The 22,723-nt window shown below is 68.1% G+C and carries 22 protein-coding genes; 11 read left to right on the plus strand and 11 right to left on the minus strand.

The annotated features are described in order from the left end of the window. Positions 1–68: 68 nt before the first annotated feature. Entirely contained in the window at positions 69–2,204 is a 2,136-nt protein-coding gene (locus GON01_RS04775) for a M3 family metallopeptidase (protein WP_157026215.1), read from the minus strand. Positions 2,205–2,417: 213 nt separating this feature from the next. Between GON01_RS04775 and GON01_RS04780 the strand changes: the two genes are divergently transcribed. Both GON01_RS04780 and GON01_RS04785 read left to right on the plus strand, forming a co-directional pair. Next, the gene (locus GON01_RS04780) at positions 2,418–3,257 is read left to right on the plus strand and encodes a hypothetical protein (RefSeq protein WP_157026216.1); all 840 of its coding nucleotides are present in this window, start codon (positions 2,418–2,420) and stop codon (positions 3,255–3,257) included. A gap of 86 nt (positions 3,258–3,343) precedes the next feature. Continuing rightward, a complete protein-coding gene (locus tag GON01_RS04785; RefSeq protein ID WP_157026217.1) occupies positions 3,344–6,004 on the plus strand; it encodes a M1 family metallopeptidase in 2,661 nt (886 codons plus the stop codon). Between the two features lie 6 nt (positions 6,005–6,010). On the opposite strand, the gene GON01_RS04790 is transcribed toward GON01_RS04785, so the two are convergent. After that, entirely contained in the window at positions 6,011–6,445 is a 435-nt protein-coding gene (locus GON01_RS04790) for a hotdog fold thioesterase (RefSeq protein ID WP_157026218.1), read from the minus strand. A 111-nt stretch (positions 6,446–6,556) separates the two neighbouring features. On the opposite strand from GON01_RS04790, the gene GON01_RS04795 reads away from it, so the two are divergent. Together GON01_RS04795 and GON01_RS04800 are read left to right on the plus strand one after the other, a co-directional pair. Further along, positions 6,557–7,303 carry a Crp/Fnr family transcriptional regulator gene (locus GON01_RS04795; RefSeq protein WP_157026219.1) on the plus strand — a complete coding sequence of 249 codons (747 nt, stop codon included), beginning with the start codon at positions 6,557–6,559 and terminating at the stop codon, positions 7,301–7,303. Positions 7,304–7,326: 23 nt separating this feature from the next. Further along, the gene (locus GON01_RS04800; protein ID WP_157026220.1) at positions 7,327–7,563 is read left to right on the plus strand and encodes a DUF6894 family protein; all 237 of its coding nucleotides are present in this window, start codon (positions 7,327–7,329) and stop codon (positions 7,561–7,563) included. A 130-nt stretch (positions 7,564–7,693) separates the two neighbouring features. Here the strand turns inward: GON01_RS04800 and GON01_RS04805 are convergent, their stop codons facing one another. The 3 genes from GON01_RS04805 to GON01_RS04815 all read right to left on the minus strand — a co-directional run bounded on the left by GON01_RS04805 (position 7,694) and on the right by GON01_RS04815 (position 12,572). After that, positions 7,694–9,730 carry an amidohydrolase family protein gene (locus GON01_RS04805; protein WP_157026221.1) on the minus strand — a complete coding sequence of 679 codons (2,037 nt, stop codon included), beginning with the start codon at positions 9,728–9,730 and terminating at the stop codon, positions 7,694–7,696. A gap of 177 nt (positions 9,731–9,907) precedes the next feature. After that, a complete protein-coding gene (locus tag GON01_RS04810) occupies positions 9,908–11,002 on the minus strand; it encodes a sensor histidine kinase (protein ID WP_157026222.1) in 1,095 nt (364 codons plus the stop codon). Positions 11,003–11,045: 43 nt separating this feature from the next. Further along, positions 11,046–12,572: a peptide chain release factor 3 gene (locus tag GON01_RS04815; RefSeq protein WP_157026223.1), complete on the minus strand. Its 1,527-nt coding sequence runs from the start codon at positions 12,570–12,572 to the stop codon at positions 11,046–11,048. 111 nt (positions 12,573–12,683) lie between these two features. Between GON01_RS04815 and GON01_RS04820 the strand changes: the two genes are divergently transcribed. Continuing rightward, complete coding sequence (locus GON01_RS04820) at positions 12,684–12,950, plus strand: hypothetical protein (RefSeq protein ID WP_157026224.1); 267 nt, start codon at positions 12,684–12,686, stop codon at positions 12,948–12,950. Here the strand turns inward: GON01_RS04820 and GON01_RS04825 are convergent. Continuing rightward, positions 12,911–13,414, minus strand: coding sequence for a cyclodeaminase/cyclohydrolase family protein (locus GON01_RS04825; protein ID WP_157026225.1), 504 nt, complete (start codon positions 13,412–13,414; stop codon positions 12,911–12,913). The genes GON01_RS04820 and GON01_RS04825 overlap by 40 nt on opposite strands. 58 nt (positions 13,415–13,472) lie before the next feature. Further along, the gene (locus tag GON01_RS04830) at positions 13,473–14,414 is read right to left on the minus strand and encodes a carbon-nitrogen hydrolase family protein (protein WP_157026226.1); all 942 of its coding nucleotides are present in this window, start codon (positions 14,412–14,414) and stop codon (positions 13,473–13,475) included. On the opposite strand from GON01_RS04830, the gene GON01_RS16585 reads away from it, so the two are divergent. Further along, the gene (locus GON01_RS16585; RefSeq protein ID WP_198159777.1) at positions 14,413–14,571 is read left to right on the plus strand and encodes a hypothetical protein; all 159 of its coding nucleotides are present in this window, start codon (positions 14,413–14,415) and stop codon (positions 14,569–14,571) included. The two genes, GON01_RS04830 and GON01_RS16585, sit on opposite strands and share 2 nt — an antisense overlap. Here GON01_RS16585 and GON01_RS04835 read toward each other — a convergent pair. Then, positions 14,568–15,998 (minus strand): ATP-binding protein, encoded by a 1,431-nt coding sequence (locus GON01_RS04835; RefSeq protein ID WP_157026477.1) that lies wholly within the window; start codon positions 15,996–15,998, stop codon positions 14,568–14,570. The two genes, GON01_RS16585 and GON01_RS04835, sit on opposite strands and share 4 nt — an antisense overlap. A 479-nt stretch (positions 15,999–16,477) precedes the next feature. Here GON01_RS04835 and GON01_RS04840 point away from each other — a divergent pair, with 479 nt between their 5' ends. Together GON01_RS04840 and GON01_RS04845 are read left to right on the plus strand one after the other, a co-directional pair. After that, the gene (locus GON01_RS04840; RefSeq protein WP_157026227.1) at positions 16,478–18,895 is read left to right on the plus strand and encodes a zinc-dependent metalloprotease; all 2,418 of its coding nucleotides are present in this window, start codon (positions 16,478–16,480) and stop codon (positions 18,893–18,895) included. Positions 18,896–18,902: 7 nt separating this feature from the next. Further along, positions 18,903–19,877 carry a quinone oxidoreductase family protein gene (locus GON01_RS04845; RefSeq protein ID WP_157026228.1) on the plus strand — a complete coding sequence of 325 codons (975 nt, stop codon included), beginning with the start codon at positions 18,903–18,905 and terminating at the stop codon, positions 19,875–19,877. On the opposite strand, the gene GON01_RS04850 is transcribed toward GON01_RS04845, so the two are convergent. The 3 genes from GON01_RS04850 to GON01_RS04860 all read right to left on the minus strand — a co-directional run bounded on the left by GON01_RS04850 (position 19,874) and on the right by GON01_RS04860 (position 21,722). Then, positions 19,874–20,923 (minus strand): CaiB/BaiF CoA transferase family protein, encoded by a 1,050-nt coding sequence (locus GON01_RS04850; RefSeq protein ID WP_157026229.1) that lies wholly within the window; start codon positions 20,921–20,923, stop codon positions 19,874–19,876. The genes GON01_RS04845 and GON01_RS04850 overlap by 4 nt on opposite strands. Positions 20,924–20,942: 19 nt before the next feature. Further along, a complete protein-coding gene (locus GON01_RS04855) occupies positions 20,943–21,452 on the minus strand; it encodes a MaoC family dehydratase (protein WP_157026230.1) in 510 nt (169 codons plus the stop codon). A gap of 84 nt (positions 21,453–21,536) precedes the next feature. Beyond that, the gene (locus GON01_RS04860; protein WP_157026231.1) at positions 21,537–21,722 is read right to left on the minus strand and encodes a hypothetical protein; all 186 of its coding nucleotides are present in this window, start codon (positions 21,720–21,722) and stop codon (positions 21,537–21,539) included. Between the two features lie 238 nt (positions 21,723–21,960). On the opposite strand from GON01_RS04860, the gene GON01_RS04865 reads away from it, so the two are divergent. The 3 genes from GON01_RS04865 to GON01_RS04875 all read left to right on the plus strand — a co-directional run bounded on the left by GON01_RS04865 (position 21,961) and on the right by GON01_RS04875 (position 22,694). Next, positions 21,961–22,167: a cold-shock protein gene (locus tag GON01_RS04865; RefSeq protein ID WP_157026232.1), complete on the plus strand. Its 207-nt coding sequence runs from the start codon at positions 21,961–21,963 to the stop codon at positions 22,165–22,167. A 64-nt stretch (positions 22,168–22,231) separates the two neighbouring features. Next, positions 22,232–22,441 carry a hypothetical protein gene (locus GON01_RS04870; RefSeq protein ID WP_157026233.1) on the plus strand — a complete coding sequence of 70 codons (210 nt, stop codon included), beginning with the start codon at positions 22,232–22,234 and terminating at the stop codon, positions 22,439–22,441. A 70-nt stretch (positions 22,442–22,511) separates the two neighbouring features. Continuing rightward, positions 22,512–22,694: a hypothetical protein gene (locus GON01_RS04875; protein WP_157026234.1), complete on the plus strand. Its 183-nt coding sequence runs from the start codon at positions 22,512–22,514 to the stop codon at positions 22,692–22,694. The last annotated feature ends 29 nt before the right edge of the window (positions 22,695–22,723 follow it).

Below are 22,723 nucleotides of genomic sequence, written 5' to 3' on the forward strand. Positions count from 1 at the left end.
TCCCGGACGCGCCCCGTCTTTCTTACCCTGGACTTGAGCGGGCGGAGCCGAAAGACTCCGCCCCCTTTTTAGTTGGTGGCCGCCGGAACCGGGAAACCCTTGTCCTTCAGCCAGGCATTCACGTTCGGGTCGCGGCCGCGGAAATTGCGGTAGGCAACGGCCGGATCGACCGTGTTGCCGACCGACAGGATGGCGTCGTGGAAGCGCTTGGCGGTCGCCGGGTCGAACGGGCTGCCCGCCTCGACGAACGCCTGGTACGCGTCCTGGTCCAGCACTTCCGCCCACAGATAGCCGTAATAGCCGGCCGCATAGCCTTCGCCGGCGAAGACGTGGCCGAATTGCGGGATGCGATGGCGCATGACGATCTCGCTCGGCATGCCGAGCTCGGCGAGCGTCGCCTTTTCGAACGCATGCGGCTCGACCGGAGTCGCGCCGGCCAGGTGCATCTTCATGTCGACGATCGCGCTCGCCTGCGCCTCGACCACGGAAAAGGCCTGGTTGAAATGTTGCGCGGCCTTGATCTTGTCGACCAGCGCCTGCGGCATCGGCTCGCCCTTCGCGTTCACCAGGAACTTCATGACCTCGGGCGTGGTCAGGAAATGCTCGTTGATCTGGGACGGGAACTCGACGAAGTCGCGCGCGACGTTAGTGCCGGCGAGCGTCGGGTAGTGCACCGCCGAGTTCAGCCCGTGCAGCGCATGGCCGAATTCGTGGAACATCGTCTCCGCATCGTCGAACGAGATCGTCACCGGCTCGCCGGGCGCCGCCTTCACGAAGTTCGCGTTGTTGGACACGATCGTCGGGATCACCCCGTCGAAGTTCGACTGGGTGCGGTATTCGTTCATCCACGCGCCGGAGTTCTTGCCCGGCCGCGCATAGGGATCGAAATACCACAGGCCGACATGCCGGCCGTCGCGGCCCTTCACCTCATAGACGGTCACGTCGGGGTTGAAGACCGGCAGCCCCTCGACCTTGGTGAAGGTGAAGCCATAGAGCTGGCCCGCCGCCCAGAACATTGCCTCGCGGACATGGTCGAGCTGCAGGTACGGCTTCACCTCGCTCATATCGAGGTCGTATTTCGCCTTGCGGAGCTTCTCCGCATAGAAGCGATAGTCCCACGGCGCGATCTTGAAATTGCCGCCTTCCTTGTCGGCGATCGCCTGCATCTCGGCGACGTCGGCGCGGACCTGAGCGACCGCCGGCTTCCACGCCGCCATCAGCAGGTCGAGCGCCTTGTCCGGCGTCTTCGCCATCGTGTCGGCGAGGTGCCAGTGCGCATAGGTCGGATAGCCGAGCAGCTCCGCCTTCTGCGCTCGCAGCGCCAGGATCTGGGTCACGATCGGATTATTGTCGTGCGCGCCCGGATGGTCGCCGCGGCTGGTCCAGATATCGAATGCCTTCTGGCGCAGCGAACGGTCGGTCGCGTTGACGAGGAACGGCTCCATCGCGGAGCGGGTGTTGGCGATCACCCATTTGCCCTTCATGCCGCGCCGCTCCGCCTCTTGCGCGGCCGAGGCGATCTGCGCCTTGCTGAGCCCGCCCAGCTGCGCCTGGTTGTCGAGCACCAGCGCGTCATGCTCTTCGTCATAGAGCTCATTCTGCGCGAACGTCGTGTAGAGCCCGGCGAGCTGCTGGTTCACCTGGCTCAGCTTCGCCTTGTCGGCGGCGTTCAGCTTCGCGCCCTGCTGGGTGAAATTGTTCCAATAGACCCAGACCAGCCGCTGCTGCTCCGGCGTCAGCTTGGCCTTGTCGGGCGAGTTGTAGATGGCGTCGATGCGCTGGAACAGCTTGTCGTTCTGGATGATCTTGTCCTGGAACGCCGACAGCTTCGGCGACATTTCCTGCTCGACCTTCTGGAATTCGGGCGAGGACAGATTGGACGACCAGATGCCGAAATAGGCATAGACGCGGCCGAGCGGCCGGCCAGCCTGCTCCAGCGGCACGAAGGTGTTGTCGAAGGTCGGCGGCGCCGGATTGTTGGCGATCGCGTCGATCTCGCGCAGATTCTCGGCCATCGCCGCCTCCAGCGCCGGCTTGAACAGCGAGACCTGCACCTTGTCGAACGCCGGCACCCCGCCATAGGGCCCGGCCCAGGGGGCGAGCAGCGGATTGGCGGCTTGCGCGGCCGGAACGGAGGGCGCCGCAAGCGCGGCCGGCGCGGTGGCGGCGAGCAGCGATGCCGCCAGGATCGTAAGCGTTTTCATGAGTTTGGCCTTTGCACTTCGAGTCTGATCGGCCGCTGAACGGGCCTCGATCCCCTCTCCAGCACGAGACGGACGCGAGAGCAACGGGCGCACGGCGCAGATTGCCGGGAGACAGCGATCGGTGATATGAACGGCGCCATCGCCAGCACGTCATTCAAGACGCCCGGGCCAGTATCCGTCGGGTCGCGCTCATAGCCGAACGGAGAAAACGCCATGCTGTCGTTCAAACCCGCTTGCTGTTCAGCGCTGATCCTGTCGGTTGCTTGCCTGAGCTCGCCCGCGGCCGCCGTCCCGTCCGGCGCCAGTCACCAGGGGCAGGTGCGCGTGACCGCCTATGATCCCGTCAGTCTTATCTACGAACGAACGGTCAGTTCGCAGCCCGACCCGTTTTCCGCGCGATTTGAGGAAGTTGATCCGGCCGGGTCCTTGGTCGGCATCTCGGCAGGCTCGCTCGACACAGATTATGGACGTGTCTTTACCGGCGGGTTCGCAAAGACGGAGGAGCTGATGGCGCAAAGCCTCATCTCCTATAATTGGGGCGTGGAAGGTCCGGAAATCGGCGTTTCCGTGCCGGTAACAGTGACGTTCAAGGGCTACGCGGCCGCGGCTGGCAATGGCCGGTCGGAAGCGCGCCTTTTTTTGCTGGGCGCGGATGCGCCTTGGATCGATAGCGTGCTTGCGACCTCAGCCGACGGGGAAGCGGGCAAGATCATCAGCTTCTCTCGCGTGCTGACGGTAAGGTCCGGCAGCAACGTGATCCTGTCCATGCTGGCATCCTCTCAAGTCAATTTGAGCGGCCAGTGCAGCAGGGACGCCATGGGGAGCTGCGTGTTGAGCAGCTCGGAAGTCGATTTCGATCCGATGTTCACGATCGATCCGGCGTTCGCGGCCGATTATCACCTGGTCGGCGGCCTGTTCGATGCCGTCGCGCCGTCGGTGCCGGAGCCCCCGGAATGGGCGCTTCTGATCGTCGGGGTCGCGGCGGCCGGCGCGGCCGCGCGTTGCCGTCGGGCGGGAACGGGCATGACAACGCGGACGCAGTCGCTGGGCTGAAATTATCATGGGTTGAATTCGAATCGGCCTTTTCGCTGAAGGGCCGATCTGCCACGCTCGTGCTTCCACGACAGAGGGTAAGTACGATGCAGGGGCGAACGGTCACGGCTGCACTTTTGTCGGCGACGATGCTGGTGGCGGTGCCATCGATGGCGCAGGCGCCACAAACCGCCGGCCAGCCGGCGCAGGACACGATCGATTCCGCATTCACCCAGCTGCCGCGCACCGCGGTGCCCCGGCATTACGCGATCGAGATCACGTCCGACGCGCCCAATCTGCGCTTTTCGGGCAAGGTGTCGATCGACCTTGACGTGGTCCAGCCGACCGACAGGCTGGTGCTGAACGTGAAGGACATGACGCTGGGCAGCGTCTCGATCCGGCCGGCGAACGGCGCGCCGCGCTCGGGGACCGCGACGGTCGATGCCGAGGCGGAGACCGCGACGCTGGCGTTCGGCACGCCGCTCTCGCCCGGCCGCTACCGGCTCGACATCGCCTATAAGGGAGTCATCCACCAGCAGGCGAACGGCTTCTTCGCGCTCGATTCCAAGGCGCCGGACGGATCGCCCCGCCGATCGCTCTTCACCCAGTTCGAAGCGGCCGATGCGCGGGCGTTCGTGCCCAGCTGGGACGAGCCGGACTATAAGGCGCGCTGGGACCTGTCGGTGGTTGCGCCCGCCGAGCTGATGGTTATCGGCAACATGCCCGCCGCCAAGACCGAAGCGCTGGGCAATGGGCTGAAGCGCGTGACCTTCCAGCAGACGCCGCTGATGTCCAGCTATTTGCTCTTCCTGGGCGTCGGCGATTTCGGTCGCATCAAGACGATGGTCGGCAACACCGAAGTCGCGATCACGATGGGCCGCGGCAACGAGGCCAAGGCGCGGACCGCGCTCGATGCCGAAGCGCAGGTGCTCACCTATTACAACCAGTATTTCGGCACGCCCTATCCGCTGCCGAAGCTGGAGAATGTCGCCGGGCCCGGCCAGTCGCAATTCTTCAGCGCGATGGAGAATTGGGGCGCGATCTTCACGTTCGAGCGCGTGCTGCTCGACGATCCCGCGATCACCACCGATGCCGAGCGCCAGGCGATCTTCGGCGTGCAGGCGCATGAAATGGCGCACCAGTGGTTCGGCGACCTGGTCACCATGGCCTGGTGGGACGATCTGTGGCTGAACGAGGGCTTCGCCAGCTGGATGGCGAGCAAGACCACCCAGCATTTCCACCCCGATTGGGGCGCCGACGTCGACCAGGTTGAATCGCGCGAAGGCGCGCTCGGCATCGATGCCTATGCGACCACGCATCCGATCGTGCAGACGGTGCGGACGGTCGAGCAGGCCAACCAGGCGTTCGACACGATCACCTATTCCAAAGGCGAGTCGGTGCTGACAATGCTGGAGGGCTTTGCCGGCGCCGATGTCTGGCAGAAGGGCATCCAGGCCTATATCGCCGCGCACAAATACCGGAACACGCGCACCGACGACCTCTGGCACGCGGTCGAGGCGGCAGGCGCGAAAGGCATCACCCAGATCGCGCACGATTTCACGCTGCAGCCGGGCGTGCCGCTGATCCGCGTCGGTGCCGCGACCTGCGCCGGCGCCTCGACACAGGTTGCGCTCACCCAGGCGCAGTTCAGCGCGGACAAGCCCGATTCGAAGCCGCTCGGCTGGCACGTGCCGGTGCGCGCGCAGACGCTGGGCGGCGCGGCGGCGACCTCGATCATCGCGAACGGCAGCGGGACCACGACGGTCGCCGGCTGCGCGCCGCTGCTGATCAACGCCGGCCAGACCGGCTATTACCGCACGCTCTACCAGCCGGACCAGATCGCGGCGCTGACCAAGGCCTACGCAAAGCTGGGGCCGGTCGACCAATATGGGCTGCTGGCGGACAATCTGGCGCTCGCGCGTGCCGATTATCAACCGATGGCCGTGGGGCTCGACCTGCTCGCGGCGGTGCCGGCCGGTGCGCAGGCCAAGGTGACGACGCTGGCGCTGGAAGAATGGGAGGCGCTGTACGAACTGTTCGACGGCGACGCCGCGTCGCAGGCGCGGATCGCGTCGGACATGTCGGCGCGGTTCGGCCCCGTGCTGCAGAGGCTCGGCACGGCGCCGCGCAAGGGCGAGCCGGCGCTGGACGCGACGCTCCGGCCCGAGCTGATCCGCGTGCTCGGCCGGACCGGCGATCCAACGGTGGTCGCCGAAGCGCGCCGCCAGTTCCAGAATCCGGACGCCATCCCCGGCAGCCTCAAATCTGCATGGCTACGCGTCGTGGCGCAGAATGCCGACGCCGCGACCTGGGACAAGCTCCACGCGCTTGCCCGGTCGGCGGGGGGCGCCGTCGAGCGCAGCACCTATTACGGCCTGCTGGGCCGCACCCGGGACGCGGCGCTGGCCCAGCGCGCGCTCGACCTCTCGATCACCGACGAGCCCGGGCCGACGATCAGCAGCGCGATCATCGGCGCGGTCGCGGTCGAGCATTCGGAGCTCGCGCTCGATTTCGTGCTCGCCCATCTGGATCGCGTACGCGCGCTGACAGACACGTCGGGCTGGTCGCGCTTCATCGCGCGGCTGGGCACGGAGAGCCGGCAGCCGTCGACGATCGACAAGCTCGACGCCTATGCCGACGCCCACGTCGCCGCCAGCGACCGCAAGCCGATCGACCAGACAATCGCGCTGCTGCGCACCCGCTTCGCCCGCGAGCCGCGGCTGCAGAGCCAGACCCGCGCCTGGCTCGCCGCGCACCCGGCGCGATAGCCGCCCTCAGGCGCGCTGGACCGGAATCACGGCCAGCGTGATGCGGGACAGGCAGACCAGCCGGTCCTGCTCGTCGGTGATGCGGATGGTCCAGACCTGGGTGGTGCGGCCGACTGCCTCGGCCCTGGCGGTGCCATAGACCCAGCCGTCCTTGGCCGGGCGGGTATGGTTGGCGTTGATTTCCATGCCGACGACCACGCTGGCCGCCGGATCGACGGTCAGCGAGCCGGCGACCGAGGCGACGGTTTCGGCGAGCGCCACCGATGCGCCGCCGTGCAGGCGCCCGAACGGCTGGTGCGTGCGGCGGTCGACCGGCATCCGCGCCTTCAGCCAGTCGTCGCCGATCTCGACGAACTCGATGCCGATATGGCCCGGCAGCCCGTTGTCGCCGAGGCGGGTGAGCGCCTGCAGGTCGATTTCGGTGCGGTGCCAGATGCTCATTCCTGTCGCTCCACGGCCGTTCCAAGGGGCGCTATCGGGGCCGGTGCCGCCCTTGTCAAAGACCCGAATTGCATGCCCGGCACAAATGCGGCGTCCGATGGTTCATGAAGAATGGCCGGGCCCACGCAGACGGATGTGCAGAACTGGTTGCTTCGCGCGCTTCCCCCTGAAAGCTACGCGTTGATCGGTCCGCACCTGCGTGCGGTCGAGACGCCCAAGGGCATGACCGTGTTTGAGCCGGACCAGCCGCTCCGCTTCGGCTATTTCTTCGAAGGCGGGATGGGCTCGGTCATTGCCGAGGCGGAAAGCGGACAGGCGGTCGAGATCGGGCTTTACGGCGTCGACGGATTTGCGGGCATTCCCCTGATCCTGCGATCGCATCGCTCGCCTCACCGGCTGGACATGCAGATCGGCGGGTCGGCATGGGCCGTCCCGGCGGCGGAATTCGAGGCGCTGCTCGACACCAGTCCGCCCCTCCTGACGACCATGCTCCGTTACGTGCAATTCTTCCTGCTGCAGTCCGGGGAGACCTGTCTGTACAACGCAATGCGCCCGATCGAGGAACGCCTCGCGCGCTGGCTGCTGATGAGCCACGACCGGCTGCCGGGCGACGACGTGCCGCTCACGCACGATTACCTGGCGATCATGCTCGGCTCCTCGCGCACCACCGTCACCTTCGCGCTCGGCAATCTGGGCGAGCGGGGCGTGATCCGAACCGCGCGGGGAACGATCGGGATTCTCGACAGGGCCATGCTCGAACGGATCGCGGGCGACGGATATGGACTGCCGGAGCGTGAGTATAATCGCCTGATCGCGCAGCGGCTCGGGAACGCAGCGCAATCCATGTCGGTTCATTAGACAAACCAAAGGGGAGGCGCGGCTTGAACCGCTTTTATTTCCACATCGTCGACGGACAGTTCGTCAGGGATGAGGAAGGGCAGGAATTCCCTGGCCTGGAGGAAGCGAAGGCGGAAGCGATCGCGGCCGCCCGCTCGATCATGCGTGAGGCGATCTGGGCGGGCCGGCTGCCGCTCAATGAAGGAATCCAGATCACCGACGGGAACGGGACCGTCCTGATGACTGTCCCGTTCCGCGACGCGATCACGATCGAGGAGTGAGAGAGGCCGTAAAAAAACCCGTTCGGGCTGAGCCTGTCGAAGCCCTCTCTCTTCTTTCTCGCACTGGGAGTACGGAAGAAGGGAAGGCTTCGACAAGCACAGCCCGAACGGAGCTTCTTAGACGGCGCCGTTATCGGGCACTTTGGCCCGGCTCGCTCACCTTCGGCGCCGCCGCGAACGGCTCGATGCCGAACTCGGGATAGACTTCCGCCGGATAGTAGAAGACGCCGTCCTTCACGACCATCGCGATCGACTTGATGGCCTTCAGGTCCTTGGTCGGATCGCCGGGCACCAGGAAGAAGTCGGCGAGCTTGCCCTTCTCGATCGAGCCCAGTTGCTGATCCTGGCCCAGATAGTGCGCCATGTCCCAGGTCGCCCGCTTCAGGATCTGCGGCGCGGTCATGCCGACCGTCTGATACAGCTCCAGCTCGCGGTGATAGGTGAAGCTGCCGCCGGTGTCGGTGCCGGGGACGATCATCACGCCCTTGTCGTTCAGCATCCGGATCGTCTGGACGATCTTGTCGTAGGCGCCGCGATAGGCCGCGTCGTCGCCGGGGGCGGAGGTGTCGATCCACGCCTGCTTCAGCCCGCGCTGGGTGCCGATCGGCAGGTGCGTGATATAATCGACGGCGCCCTTCGGCACCTGGCCGTCGCGGTTCAGCAGCAGATTCTCGTGGATGCCCAAGGTCACGTCCATCGGGATGCGCTTTTCGGCGACCAGGTTGATCGAATGCTGCACGCGCTCGCTGTTCAGGTCCAGCGCGGGCAGGCGCTTCAGCGCCTTCAGCCGGAACAGCGTGCGCGTATCCTCGGTCGGCTTGATCACCCATTGCAGCATGAACTGGTTGATATGGGTCAGCTCGTCGAAGCCGTCCTCGACCATCTGGTCGGCGGTGGCGAAGGCGGGGACATGGCCCTGGACCTTCAGCCCCAGCCGGTGCGCTTCCTTCACCATCGCCGGGATCCAGGCCGGGTTCATGCTGTTGTAGGACTTGATCGACCAGAAATCGCGGGCCGCGTACCAGCGCACCGCGTCCACCGCTTCCTGCTCGCTGTTGACCAGGATGCCGTTGTTCGCGCTGTAGGGGCTCTTGCCCTCGACAAAGCCGGCGCGGACGATGCGCGGGCCCGCGATCGTGCCGTCGTCGATCCGGGCGATCAGCTGCGCGAGCACCGCATTGTCGTTGCCCATGTCGCGCATTGTGGTGACGCCGGCGATCAGGTTCAGCAGCGCGCCTTCCTGGCCGGTGTGGGCGTGCATCTCGTACATGCCGGCGACCAGCGTGCCGCCGGCGCCATCGATCGTCACTTCGCCCTTGGTCGCCGGCTCGTCGAGCGGCTCGACCGCGGCGATCCTGTTGCCGGAGACGATCACCGACACCGGCCCGGTCAGCGCCTGGGTCTTCGGGTCGAACACGCGCACGTTGCGGATGCGTACCGGCACGTCATAGCGGTGGGCGACCTTCTTCTGGATGTGGACGAAGCGGTCAGTCGACCATTGGGCGGCCAGCGTCTTCAGCCGCTCCGCCTCGCCCTCATAGCCTGCGCGCACGATCACGAAGCGCGGCGAGACGGAGGCGAACATCTCGCCGTTCGCGTCCATCAGGATCGTGTCGGGCGTGGTCTCGATCCCGGACAGGTCGTAGCGGGTGACCTGCAGCGGGCCGCCCTTGCCGTCGACCGACAGCGTCTCGCCCTTGGTCAGCTTCAGCGTGCCGCCCGGCAGCGCGGGCAGGGTGGTCCCGCCTGCCTTCAGAATGGCCCGGGCGTAGAGGCCGGTCGACCAGGGGCTGCCGCTCTGCGCGACATAGACGGCGGGCGCTTTCGCGGCGGCGCTGCCCTTGCCGGTCGAATCGGCCCAGGTCGCGGTCGTGCCCTTCTTCGCGAAATGCTCCTCGACCTTGGAGCCGAAGGTCGTCGCGCCGCTGATGTCCCACGCGGTCGGCAGACCGCCCGCGTCCAGGGTGATCGTCTCCTTCATCGTCGGCCCGCGGCCGTTATTCTTGAAATCGTAGTCGATCGTCGTCCGCTGGCCCTGCACGTCCGCGTTCAGATGGCCGACATTCTTGCCGCCGAAGATCACGCTGTACTGCTGGACTTCGGCGGAGGCGGGAGCGGCGAGCGCCGCGGCGAGAGCGGCCAGCGCCGCGGTGGTCAGGAGTTTCATCGGCCCCGATGACTAGCGGCGAATTCCCGCCATGCAATCCCGTCGCGCGCGACTGCATTTTGGTCGACACATTATTTCGTTCCGCAGCGCGCTCGCGCATCAAAACCATGCGACCCGAGGCATTCGAAAGAATGCTGACCCTAGGCCCGGCCGGCTTCAAAACCGGCCGGGCTTTTTTTACGCGGCGATGGTCAGCGGGCGCTCGGCCGGCACCGGCGGCAGGTTCAGCGGCATCGTCAGCGTCACGCGGAAGCCGTCCATGTCCTTGTGCACCTGGATCCGGCCTTCGCTGCCGAAGCTCAGCCGCAGCCGCTCGCGGACATTGGCGAGGCCGACGCCGGTGCCGGAGCCGACGCCTTCCGCGTCGGAGCCGCTGTCGCTGACCTCGAGCTCCAGCAGCCCGTCGCGCTCGCGTGCGGCGATCTCGACCCGCACTTGGCTGCGCGACGGCGCCACCGCGTATTTCACCGCATTCTCGACCAGCGGCTGCAGCAGGAAAGGCGGCACCTGGGCGCGGGCCAGCTCATGCGGCAGGTGGATCGCCGTCACCAGCCGTTCGCCGAAGCGGACGCTCTCGATGTCGAGATAATTGTCGAGCATCTCGAATTCGTCCTCGACGGAAACCATCCGGTCGGGATCGGCGGCGAGGCTGCCGCGCAGGAAGGAGGAGAGGCGGTCGATCATCGACTCCGCTTCGTCCGTGCGGCGCAGCACGACCAGGCTGGAGATCGCGTTCAGCGTGTTGAACAGGAAATGCGGATTCAGCTGGAAGCGCAGCGCCAGCATCTGCGCCTCGCGCTCGCGCTGCCGCGCTTCGTCCAGCAGCGACTGGTTGCGCTGCAGGGCCATGTACGCGGTCTGGAAGGCGAACAGGCCGGCCAGCATGCCGCTGTTATAGGTGTTGAGCGTCGCCGCGCGGATATAGGATTGGCGCAGGTCCATCGTCAGCGTGTCCGCCCAGATGCGCAGCTGCGTGTCCCACAGCGCCTGGACCAGCGCGACCGCGACCACGGCGATGGTGACCAGGCCCCAGCGCGGCACCGGCTGCAGCCGCTCCGTGCGGCGCAGCACGAAATAGAGCTGGAACCCGACAAATCCGTCGACCAGCATCATAGGCAGGCCCAGCACGAGCGATTCGTGCAGGCTTTCCGGCCCGCGCGCCCAGCCGGAGACGGTGAACACGACGAGCGTGAACAGGTTGAACCCCACCGCCAGCACGATCGCCGCGCGCAGCGGGTGCTTGTCGTCCGTCAGAATGCCGATCCGCCCCATTGCCGATCCGTAACAGGCGGCGGGCGCGGCATAAAGAGGCGCGTCAGGCGCGCTCTTTTGTCGCCGAGAAGCGGAGCGCCGGGTTGCGCTCCTTCACATAATTCAGCTCCCACGCGTCCTTGGCCATGAAGACCAGCGCGCCGTCGCGGTCGCGGGCGAGCGCGCCGCGATGGATGGTCGCGAAGGCGTCGATGTCCTTTGCGTTCCCGGCGAGCCAGCGCGCGGTGTCCCAGGGCGAGGGCTCCAGCTTCGCGTCGACCTTGTACTCGGCCTCCAGCCGGGAGATCAGCACTTCGAGCTGAAGCTGGCCGACCACGCCCACGACCCACTGGCTGCCGATCTCGGGATAGAAGACCTGGATGATCCCTTCCTCGGCAAGATCGTCGAGCGCTTTCCTCAGCTGCTTGGTCTTGGTCGGGTCCCTCAGCGCGATGCGGCGCAGGATTTCCGGTGCGAAGTTCGGCAGGCCGGTGATCGTCTTCGGCGGCCCGTCGGTCAGCGTGTCGCCGACGCGGAGCGTGCCGTGGTTCGGGATGCCGATGATGTCGCCGGGCCAGGCCTCCTCCGCCGTCTCGCGCTCTCTGGCGAAGAACAGGATCGGGCTGTGCACCGCGATCGCCTTGCCGGTGCCGACCTGGTTCAGCTTCATGCCGCGCCGGAACTTGCCCGAGCACAGCCGCATGAACGCGACGCGGTCGCGGTGCATCGGGTTCATGTTCGCCTGCACCTTGAAGATGAAGCCGGTCACGGCCGCATCGTCCGGCGAGACCGGCGCCGGATCGGCCGGCTGCGGGCGCGGCGAGGGGGCGAAGCGGGCAAGCGCATCGATCAGCTCGGTCACGCCGAAGTCTTTCAGCGCCGATCCGAAGAACACCGGCGTCAGGTCGCCGTGACGGTAGGCGACTTCGTCGAACGCGGCATAGCCGGCGTCGATCAGCGCCAGCTCCTCGCCGACCGGCTCATGGTGTGACAGGTCGGCGGGCGCGGTCGTGCCGTCCGGCTTCGTCAGCTGCTTGGTCGCGAGGTTGTAGAGCCCTTCGAACGTGCCGCCCATGCCGACCGGCCAGTTCATCGGGCTCACATCCAGCGCCAGGTCCGACGCGATTTCGTCCAGCAGGTCGAACGGGTGGCGGCCTTCGCGGTCGACCTTGTTGACGAAGGTGATAATCGGGACCGAGCGGAGGCGGCACACCTCGAACAGCTTGCGCGTCTGCGCCTCGATGCCGCGCGCGGCGTCGATCACCATCACCGCGGAATCGACCGCGGTCAGCGTGCGGTAGGTGTCCTCGCTGAAGTCCTCGTGGCCCGGCGTGTCGAGCAGGTTGAACGTCAGGCCGTGGCGCTCGAACGTCATCACCGATGAGGTGACCGAGATGCCGCGCTGCTGCTCGATCTTCATCCAGTCGGACCGGGCCCGCCGCGCTGCCCCGCGCGCCTTCACTTCGCCCGCCGCATGGATCGCGCCGCCGAACAGCAGCAGCTTTTCGGTCAGCGTCGTCTTGCCTGCGTCCGGGTGGGAAATGATCGCGAAAGTGCGCCGATCCGGGCGCGTGGTCGGTCGGTTGTCCATGAAAACCTTGGCAAATGAAGCGGGGCACTCGCCGCAGCAGCGCGGGTCGGCGCCATGTAGCGATCGAATCGGCGCTTGACGAGAGGCGGCGATTGGAGTGGCGCGTGGGCGATGGACCTGGACGCGCTGCTCGAGCATTATTTCGGCCCCGGCGACCTGGAGGCGATGCCGTCCGCTGTCCTCGCTGAGGGGCGCGAGCGGCTCACCGTCGATTTTGCCAAGGAGCAGGAGCCCGGGCGCAAATTCGCGCTCTGGGTGCTGATGGAGGCGCTGGGCTTCGCGCCGCTGCCAGCCGAGGCGTTCCCGAAGAATCCGGTCCTGAAGCGCGCCGCCGACGACTACATCACCGCGTCCGAGCAATTGTCGCTCGACGATTGAGCGCCGGCCGTCCCGGCGAGATTGGCACGGACGATCGCTTCGGCACTGTCGATCAGCAGCCGCGCCGCCAGCAAATCGTTGCGCATGATCGGGGCGACGCTCGCTTCCATCTCCGCCACCAGGGCCCGCGCGTGAAGCGTGCGTGCGAGCAGGTGCTCGCCGATCTCGACCAGCCGCTCCGCGACGCCGGGCTCATGCGCCACCAGGGCCGCGAAGCAGGCCGCGTCGCCGTCGCCGTCGCGCAGCGCATCCGCCCGGATCTCGCCGAGCCGGGCGTCGGCGGCGGCAAGCGCCTGCCGCTCGGGGTGATGCTTCAGCGTGATCCGCGCCGCCTTGCTGGCGCAGGCCACGCCCAGGCCCAGCGCGAGCGCGGCCGCGGCCCCCGATCCCGGCGCCGGCGCGTCGGACGCGGTCGCTTCCAGCACTTCGGCCACGGATTGCCATGCGATCGACCCGAACAACATCGCCTCCGGTTTTCACCACCCGTTTCGACAACGCGCGTGAAGCCGTTCGGGCGCAACGCTATTCGCAATCCCGCTTGAAGGGCGCGAACGCGACGCCGGGCCGCGGCGTCTCGTCGACCTGCAGCCGGAAGATGTCGGGCCGCGCATAATGGCCGACGGGGTCGAAATCATAGCGGGCGCGGATGATCTCGCCGGTGTCGATCTCCGCCGCGACCAGGCCGGCCTCGTTCTCCAGCGGTCCGGCGAGCACGTCGCCCAGGGGACCCACGATCATGCTGCCGCCGCGGATCAGCGGGCGGTCGGCGGGCCAGCCCTCCGCATCGCGGCCGAGCGCGGCGGGGGAGGGCTGGACCTGGCATGCGCTGACCACGAAGCAGCGGCCTTCGTGCGCGATGTGCCGCATCGACGCGCGCCACACGTCGCGCTCGTCGACCGTCGGCGCGCACCATATCTCGACGCCTTTCGCGTACAGGGCGGTGCGGAACAGCGGCATGTGGTTTTCCCAGCAGATCGCCGCGCCGATCCGGCCGGCGCGGCTCTCCACCACCGGCATGGTCGATCCGTCGCCCTGGCCCCAGATCAGCCGTTCGGTGCCGGTCGGCATCAGCTTGCGGTGCTTGGCGACCAGGCCGCGCTCGGGATCGAGGAACAACGCGGTGCAATAGAGCGTCGCGCCCGCCCGCTCGATCACCCCGATGACGATGGTGGCACCCGTGCGGCTGCTGAGCCCTGCCAGGGCCGCCACCTCCGGCCCGTCGAGGTCGACCGCATTGGCGTGATAGGCGGCAAACGCCTCCCGTCCTTCCGGCATGCGATAGCCGAGCCGCGTGCCGAAATCGGAACCCTTGGGATAGCCGCCGAGCAGCGCTTCCGGCATCACGACCAGCGCCGCCCCGCTGTCGGCGATCCGCTGCTCGAACGACAGGATCGCGTCCAGCGTCGCGGCCTTGCCGTCGGGATGAGAGCCGATCTGGAGGGCGGCGACGGTGGTTTCGGTCATGCGAAGGGTTCCTGCGTTCGGCCCCCGCACGCCCGGCTTGCCTGAGCTTGTCGAAGGCCTCTTCTTCTTCTTCTTCTTCTTCTTCTTCTTCTTCGTTCAGCAGAGGAAAGAAGTGAAGGGCTTCGACAGGCTCAGCCAAGCCGGCATTTCGCTTTAAGCCGCCCGCCCCGCCTCGGTCGCGGCGCTGGTCCAGCCGAGATGCGGCAGCGCGATCGAGCGGCCGCCGGCCAGGTCGGTGCGGATCACGATCACGCCGCGCTCCTCCATATGGCCGAGCATCCGCTTGACGCGGCCGATCGACGCGGTGCCGTACAGCCGCGCCAGCTCCGCCTCTTCGGGGCAGGGTGCGCTGTCCCGTGCGGCCCGTGCGAGTGCCATGAACGGCGCCAGCATTTCCTCGGGCAGCGCGGCGGCGAGGGCCAGCGGCTCCGCCCAGCCGTCTTCCCCGTCGATGCCGGCCAGCGCGAGCGCGAACAGGCGCCGGAAATCGGCCAGCGGGGGCACCGGCGCGATTCCGGCCATCCGGCAGCCGACCGTGAATTCCTGGTACAGCGCGGGCGCCGGCTGCCCGCTGAAGCCCCCGGCCAGCCCGGACAGGATCGCCCCGATTCGCGCCGCGCGCTCTCCCTCGTCCAGCGACGGCAGGTCCGGCACCGGCGGCGGCGTCTCGATCGCGCGGATCAGCTCGGCCGGGCGCGGCGGCGGAGCGGGCGGCGCGACAATCTCGCGCGGCGCCGGCTCCAGGTTCAGCAGCAGATCGGCGCCCGCATCCGCACCCGGCAGCGGCAGCAGCACCGGCGCCGCGTTGTTTGTCCCCGTCTTCACCGCGCCCACCCGCACCAGCACGGGCCGCCGCGCGATCGCCGGGCCGAGGCCCAGGAATTGCCCGCGCTCCAGATCGCGGATCGCTTCGGCCTGGCGGCGTTCCATGCCGAGCAGGTCGGCCGCGCGCAGCATGTCGATGTCCAGGAAGGTCCGGCCCATCAGGAAGTTGGACGCCTCGGCCGCGACGTTCTTGGCGAGCTTCGCCAGCCGCTGCGTCGCGATCACGCCGGCCAGGCCGCGCTTGCGCCCCCGGCACATCAGGTTGGTCATCGCCGACAGCGAGGCCTTCCGCGCGTCGTCCGCCACTTCGCCGGCGGCGGCGGGCGCGAACAATTGCGCCTCGTCGACGACCACGAGCGCCGGAAACCAATGCTCGCGCGGGGCATCGAACAGCGCGTTCAGGAACACCGCCGCGCACCGCATCTGGTCGTCGATCTCAAGGCCCTCGAGGCTCAGCACGGCCGACGCGCGGTGCTCGCGAATGCGCGCGCCGATCGTCGCGACTTCGCCCAGCGAATAGGACGCCGCGTCGATTACGGTGTGCCCGAACGCGTCGGACAGGGTCACGAAATCGCCCTCGGGATCGATCACCACCTGCTGAACAGTGCCGGCACTGCCTTCCAGCAGCCGCCGCAGCAGATGCGACTTGCCCGACCCCGAATTGCCCTGGACCAGCAGCCGCGTGGACAGCAGCTCGCCCAGATCCAGCTCGACCGACTGCCCCCGCTCGTTCACTCCCAGATCGACGCCGACACTCATCCCCCGCGTTTCGGCCACCGATCCGATTCAGGGCAAGGGCAAGGCGGCAAAAATCTGGGGACAATCGCAACGTGACACGCCGGACCAATCATCTCTCCCTTAGGGAGAGGTCGAGTCAGCGCCTGCGCTGACCGGGTGAGGGGTTGGACCTCTCCACGACGTCCTGGCCCCCTCACCCCGCTCGCGGCGGAGCCGCGAGTCGCCCACTCCCTAGGGAGAGGGGCCGTGATGGGTCGATTGCCGGCGGGACCGCGGCCAGAGAGAAACCGCTGTCCTACATCGCGCTGTTCGCAGTATGTTCTCGGCCATGCGAGTCGACCTCCATCCCTGCCGGAACGGTTTGATCGACCCGGTCACTCACAGCCCGCGCATTGATCGAGCGGATTTTTTCCGCACGCCGAACCTTCCTAACCTTCCGCCCAATTGCGCCCCGGCCCGCGCTGCCCCTATGGTCCCGGGCAAACCGAAAAGGGGATGTCATGACGGGCCGTATCGCCGCGCTGTTGCTTGCCGCCACCATGTTCGCCACGCCCGCGCTGGCGATCGATCCGCCGGCCAAGGTGCTGGAGGGGACGGCGGCGCAGTCCGGCCTCATCCCGCTGCACGTCGATCGCAAGGCCGGGCGGATCATCGCGACCCTGCCGGCGCCCGACAGCGACGGCGTTTCCGGGCGCTACATCTACACCGCGGCGCTGCAGACCGGCCTCGGCTCGCCGGCTTTGGGGCTCGATTACGCGCTGAACTCGGGGTCGCGGCTGCTGGTGTTCCGCCGCGTCGGCAAGAAGGTGCTGGCGGAGATCGAGAATCCGCGGTTCCGCGCGGCCGGGGCGGACGCCCATGAGCAGGACGGCGTGCGGCGCTCGTTCGCGACCTCGACGATCTGGATGGGCGACGTCGCCGCCGAGCAGCCGGACGGCAGCTTCCTGGTCGACCTGAGCTCGTTCCTCGCGCGCGACGACCTGGGCATCGCCCGCGCGCTGAAGGAGCAGGACGGCGCCGACTACAAGCTGGTGCCGGAACTGAGCGTCGCCGATCCCAATGCCGCGCGCGACTTCCCCAGGAATGTGGAATTGGCCGCGCGGCTGACCTTCACCACCGCCAAGCCCGGGCCCGAGGTCGACAATATCGCGCCGGCGACGGGCAATGTCAGCTTCACGGTCCGCCACTCGCTGGTCGCGCTGCCGGAGCCGGGCTATGTGCCGCGCCGCTTCGACCCGCGCGCGGGCAGCTTCGGGACGCAGGTGGTCGACTTCAACGCGCCGCTGGGCAGCCCGGTCGTGTACGAGCTGGCGAACCGCTTCCGGCTGGAAAAGACCGATCCGAACGCCGCGCGCTCGCCGGTCAGGCAGCCGATCGTCTTCTACGTCGACAGCGCCGCGCCGGAGCCGATCCGCACCGCTCTGGTGGAGGGCGTGTCGTGGTGGCGGGAGGCGTTCGACGCGGCCGGCTTCGTCGATGCGTTCAGGGTGGCGGTGCTGCCCGCCGGCGCCGATCCGCTCGACATCCGCTACAATGTCGTCAACTGGGTCAATCGCGCCAGCCGCGGCTGGTCCTACGGCCAGGCGATCACCGATCCCCGCACCGGCGAGATCATCAAGGGCAATGTGCTGCTCGGCTCCCTGCGCGTGCGGCAGGACATGATGATCTTCCAGGCCCTGGTCGGCGCCGGGCTGACTGGGACCGGCGACCCCAACGACCCGATCGCCGCCGCGCTCGCGCGCATCCGCCAGCTCGGCGCGCACGAAGTCGGCCATGCGCTCGGCTTCGCGCACAATTTCGCCGCCTCGATCGCCGGCCGCTACTCGGTGATGGACTATCCTGCCCCCCGCGTGAAGCTGACCGACGGCAGGATCGACCTTTCCGACGCCTATGGCGCGGGGGTCGGCCGCTGGGACACATTCGCGGTCCAGTGGCTCTACGGCGCGCGCACCGATGCGGATGCGCAGCCGGTGATGGCGGCGGGGCTGGCCGAGGGCCTGCGCTTCGTGCCCGACCAGGACGCGCGCGCCGCCGATGCCGCGCACCCGCTCGGCAGCCTGTGGGACGACGGCAGCGATCCGGTCGCGGAGCTCCGCCGCGTGATGGACGTGCGCCAGGCGGCGGTCGCCCGGTTCGGGCCGGCGGCGCTGAAACCCGGCGATCCGCAATCGCAGCTGCGCCGCGCGTTCGTGCCGATCTGGCTGCTCCACCGCTATCAGGTCGAAGCGGCGGCGAAGCTGCTCGGCGGCGTCGACTTCAGCTATGCCGTCACCGGCGACGGGCACGCCGAGGCGAAGCCGGTGTCCGCGGACGACCAGCGCCGCGCCCTCGACGCGCTGCTGGACACGCTCTCGCCCGCCGCGCTGGCGGTCCCGGCCTCGCTTTTGCCGAACCTCTCGGCCGGCTGGTCGGGCGAGAACGACCGCCAGACCGATATCGAGCTGATGCCGACGGCCGGCGGGCCGGTGTTCGATCCGCTCGCCGCGACCGAGACGGCGGCGGCGGTGACGCTGACCGACCTGCTCGCGCCGACTCGGCTGAACCGGCTGGAGATCCAGAACCAGGCCGATCCGGCGGTGCCGTCCGCGCACGAAGTGGTCGACCGGCTGATCGACCGCGCCTTCACTTTCCCCCGCGACGAGCCCGGCGCGGCCGTGCAGCGCCGGATCGCGACCACCGCCGTCCTCTGGCTCGCCCGCACGCAGCGCGACGGTGCGCTGTCGCCCACGGTGGCGCTGGCGCTGTCGGAGCGGCTCAACCGGCTCGGCACGGGCCTGGCGAAGACGAGCGGCAGCGGCGTGCAGGCGGACTGGAGCCGCGGCCTCGGCCGGCTGCTGCTTGACCGCGACGCGCTGACTGCGGCCCTTGCGGACAAGCGCCGCCTTCCCAAAGTACCGCCGGGCATGCCGATCGGATGAGGTGACCATGGCACGGACAGCGCGCATCGAGCGGACCGGTGGTCCGGACGTGATCGAATGGACGGACGTCGAGCTGCCGCCGCCCGGCCCCGGCGAAGTGCGGATGCGCAACACCGCCGTCGGCCTGAACTATATCGACACCTATCATCGCGGCGGCGTCTATCCGGTCGAGCTGCCCGCCCCGCTGGGCCTGGAGGCTGCCGGCGTGGTCGAGGCGGTGGGAGAGGGCGTGACCGAATGGAAGCCGGGCGACCGGGTCGGCACCTATGGCCCGCTGCGCGGCGCCTATGCGACCGAGCGCAACCTGCCTGCCGCCAGCCTGCTGCCGATCCCCGACGACATTCCCGACGAGATCGCCGCCGCCGCGCTGCTGAAGGGCTGCACCGCCGAGTTCCTGGTCGAGCGTTGCGCGAAGGTGGAGGCGGGCTGGCCGGTGCTGGTCCACGCCGCGGCCGGCGGCGTCGGGCTGATCCTGGTCCAGTGGCTGAAGGCGGTGGGCGCCCGCGTGATCGGCACCGTCTCGACGGAGGAGAAGGCCGCCGCTGCGCGCCAGGCCGGCGCCGACGAGATCATCCTCTACACGCGCGAGGACACCGCTGCCGGCGTCCGCGCGCTGACCGGCGGCGAGGGTGCGCGCGTCACGTTCGACGGCGTCGGCATGGCGACGTGGGAAGCCTCGCTCGGCGCGACCGCGCGGCGGGGATTGATCGTCAGCTACGGCAATGCCGGCGGCCCCGTGACCGGCGTCAATCTGGGCGTACTGGCGCAAAGCGGGTCGCTGTTCGTCAGCCGGCCGACCCTGTTCGACTATTATGCGAAGCCCGATGACCGCCGCGCCGGCGTCGCCCGGCTCTGGGCGATGATCCGCGCGGGAAAGGTCTCGATCACCATCGGCCAGCGCTATCCGCTCGAACAGGCCGCGCAGGCGCATTGCGATATCGAGGCACGGCGGACCAGCGGCTCGACCGTGCTGCTGCCTTAGCCTTCGCCGGAAAAGTGGATCGGCGGCGCGATATGGTGGGCGCCGTCCCGCTCCACCCACAGGCCGCGCTCCGCGACGTGCGGCTGGTCGAGCGCCTCGCGGAAATCGAGCACCGGCGCGAAGGCGACGTCCTGGTCCGCGAACCAACGCGTCCATTCGTCGCGCGTCCGGGACGCGAAGGTCTCGCGCAGGAAGGCGGTGAGCGGCGCCTGCGCCTCGCCCGCGGCCATGGCGCCGAGCGGGATCAGGTCCGGCCGGCCCAGCGCGGTCAGCAGGTTCGCGACGAACTTCTCCTCGCGCCCGCCGAGCACGACATGGCGGCCATCGGCGGCGCGATAGATATTGTAGAATGCGGCCCCGCCGAGCGATCGCTGATCCTCCGAGCGCGGGCTGTCGTCGCCCATGATCGCGCTGCCGGCGGTATGCGCGCACCAGGGCAGCAGGCTGTCGAGCATCGCGATGTCGAGATAGTCGCCGCGCCCGGTCCGCTCGCGCCCGATCAGGGCCATCAGCACGCCCGACAATGCCGTCAGCCCGGCGGCAAGATCGGCCGCGGCGACGCCCGGCACCACCGGCTCCCCGCCCGGCGCGTTGTTGACCGACAGGAAGCCGGCCCGCGCCTGCACCGCCAGGTCATGCGCCGGATCGCCGGCAAGCGGGCCGTGCTTCCCGAACGCCGAGATCGAACAATAGACGATCCGCCGGTTGCGTGCCGCGACCGCGTCATAGCCGAAGCCCAGCCGCTCGATCGCGCCCGGGCGAAAGCTCTCTACGAACACGTCCGCGCGCTCGATCTCGTCCCACAGCCGCGCCTTGCCCGCGTCCGTCTTCAGATCGAGTGCCACGCACTGCTTGCCGCGATTGAGGTTGCGGAACCAGACCGACTCGCCTGCCTCGAACGGTCCCATCGCCCGCGCCGGATCGCCGCCCGGCGGCTCGATCTTCAGCACCTCCGCTCCCTGGTCCGCCATCATCAGGGTCATCATCGGGCCGGGCAGGAAAAGGGTCAGGTCGACCACCCGCATGCCGGAGAGCTTGCCTTCCATCAGCCGCAACGCTCCGCCATCAATCGTCGGCCGGGCCGAAGCCGCGCTTCCAGACCAGGACCGTGCGGCCGAAGGTGCAGACCACCTCGCCATGCTGGTTCCTGCCGGTGGTGCGGACCGTCACCACGCCTTGCTCGGGCCGGGACTTGCTCTCCCGCTTCTCCAGCACCTCGCTCTCGGCATAGAGCGTGTCGCCGGGGAATAGCGGGTGGGTCAGGCGGATGTCGGTCCAGCCCAGGTTCGCGACCGCCTTCTGGCTGACGTCCGACACCGACATGCCGACCATCAGCGCGACCGTGAACGGCGAGCAGACCAGCGGCCGCCCGAACTCGGTCTTCTTCGCATATTCATAGTCGAAATGGGTCGGGTGCGTGTTCATCGTCAGCAGCGTGAACCACACATTGTCGGCATCGGTGATGGTGCGGCCCGGCCGGTGCTCGTACACGTCGCCGACCGTGAAGTCCTCGTAATAGCGACCGAACGTCTCGCGATAGCGGCCCGGCGCCACTTTGATCACACCGTCTCGCATCCGCACTCTCCCGCTTGTCCTTGCCGACAAGCTGAGTGCGCCAGCGCCGCGCATCTGAAAAGCGGCAAGTGCGTCAGCGGGGGATCAACTCGCGTTCCTGAGCGGCGGGATCAGCGCGACCTTGCGCCCCAACTCCCACAGCTCGCAATGGCTGTGCGAAAAGGATGCGCGAGCGAAGGCGATCGCCGCCTCGTCGTCGTCGGCATCGAAATCGCGCCGATCGATGATGTGCCCGCCATCGTCGAGGCAAAAGAGCCTGTATCCTGCCATCTGCGCAACCCCCGGATATTCTTGTGAATGGCGGTATAGCCGCGGCCACCCGGCGAGTCTGTCGTCAACCCGACATTCACCCGCCGGCCTTGCATTTGGGGGACCAGGGCGCATATCTGCTGCGCTCCAGTCGCAAACTGACGGTCTTTGGCGCTTTGCGGCTCCTTCTTCCTTCTCTCCCTGCCGCTGATGCACGGGCACGCCGGCAGTCGGCGCGTCCTGGACTAAGGAAGACAATATGATCACCGGCACCGTCAAATTCTTCAACGCCGACAAGGGCTATGGCTTCATCCAGCCCGAGGACGGCGGCGCCGACGCGTTCGTGCACATTTCGGCCGTCGAGCGCGCCGGCATGCGCACGCTCGATCGCGACCAGCGCGTTTCCTATGAGCTGGAGACCGATCGGCGCGGCAAGACCAGCGCCGTCAATCTGCAGAGCGCTTGATTTCAGGAAGGCGGGCCGGCCGGTGCCGCGCCCGCCTTTGGCATTGCGAACCGGAGGTGAGGGAATGACGAGCCAGGCCGCCCAATATCGTGCGCAAGCGCTGGCCGCGGAAGCGGCGGCGGAAGCCGCGACGCTGGAGAATGTGCGCGAACGCTGCCTGCGTTCGGCCGCCGCCTGGAACGAAATGGCCGCCCGGATCGAGCTGACCGACCGGCTGCGGGCCGAACGTACCGGCGGCTCGACTTTGGCACAGCCGGTCAAGGTCGACGGCTAAGCACTTAAATTGCCGCGCCGGCGGACAGAAATCGTTCCTCATGCGTTACGCTCATGAAAGGAGCGTTGCATTGGACGGGCAAACCACCATCGAGAGAGCATTCATCCTGGCGGAGACCGGCTCGTGCCGGACGGTCGCCGACATCCGGACGCAGCTGAAAAAGGAACAGCGCGATTCGGTCGACGCGCATCTGGCCGGATCGGTGATCCAGCGCCAGCTCAAGGAGCGGCTGACGGCGAAGCTCGCCGGCTGATCCCATGCCCGGCCGCGAAGCCGATTGGC

Origin of the sequence: Sphingomonas horti (genome assembly GCF_009753715.1) — a bacterium.
Classification (GTDB): Bacteria; Pseudomonadota; Alphaproteobacteria; order Sphingomonadales; family Sphingomonadaceae; genus Sphingomonas_B; species Sphingomonas_B horti.